Annotated in this window: 1 pseudogene; it reads right to left on the reverse strand. The window is 49.6% G+C overall.

Features of this window, described 5'->3' with window-relative positions:
- A pseudogene (locus R8N47_RS23440) lies at positions 1-1,327 on the reverse strand (Tn3-like element ISShfr9 family transposase); the annotation flags it as partial.

The raw sequence follows: 1,327 nt of genomic DNA on the forward strand, positions 1-1,327 counted from the left end.
CAAACAGATCATTGATGACACTACTGAACTGCGCGTATCGCGGTGCAAAACTGTAACCGCATAGATCCAGTAAGGCGAAGTTAACATGATTGACACCGTGTGTATCTGTCGAGAGTACGTCAGGTTTGATTTCACTGCTGTTGGATTGTAACAGGTCATAAATATAGTGTGATTCGTGCTCGTTGGAACCGATGATCCGAGCATTGAGGGCGCTGTGGTTGGCCACCAGTGTCATGGCCGTGATCCCTTTGTTGGTGCCGAAATACTTAGAGGAGTACCGGGTTTTAAAGGTTTCCAGATGGGTTTCGAATTTCTGACCATCCGCACTGGCATGCAGCTGGTCCTCCTGAATATGGTAGTGGCGGAAGATGGGTAGCGCTGCAACCGCATTATTGATCACGTCGCTGGCGTCATGCAGCGTTTCAGGCCGGATATAGTTGGCCTGCACCGTACTCAGGTGTTCATAGCTTCGATCGGAGATCTGCGCCATGCCATACACACCACGGTGAGTGGCGTTGGCAATCAGAATGGCCAGTAAATCATCCTGATGAGTGAACCCTTGTTTTTGTATCGGAAGTACATGAGTCAGACATTTCATGAACCCGGTTTCGCGCTCTACATACCGCAGTACATCCGCGATACCGACCGGTTGCATTCGCTTAAAAAAGGGATTGTTGACCAGAGATGTAGCGCTTTTGGTCGGCAGACGCCAGCGGGTACCGGTACGATTTTTCATGATCACATTTCGATTGTCTCCCTCATCAATATGGAGAGCAACGTCTTTGAGTGCACTTTCCAGCCGGTGTTGTTTCTCCTGTAACAATAACTCTGCGGGCTGTTTTAGTCTGTCCAGTGTTGATGAGGCCAGCAAGGTATCCTGCGATGTCTGGGGGATCAGGTCGTCTTCCAGTGCGCGGTATTTGGTAACATTTGGCAAATAAATGCGTCCATTCAGTCGTGAGGTTAACTGCCGGTAGAGCAGCCATTCGTAACGTTGCGGGTTAACGTTATCCTGTTTAACCAACCATGGGAGGTGCTTTTTCGGGATGAGCGACGTATCCATCGTCTTCAGTGGTCCACCGAATGCGATTTCCGTCTGCATCTGTTGAAGTTGGGCGACGACGGCTTCTGAGCCTTTACCGGCCTCACATTCAAGGCACAAGAACACCTGCCTTAACAGTTGCTCCAGGAGATTGCATTGTTCATCGTAATGTTGCCACTGGTACTCTTCCACGGTCCGTTTCTGTTTTTTCAGGTAAAGGCAGAGGGTCTGGATATCCCTGTCATTCATGACCTTCAATGCCTGTTGTCTGACTACTGAGAAGGG

This window comes from Vibrio sp. 2132-1 (genome assembly GCF_033344315.1).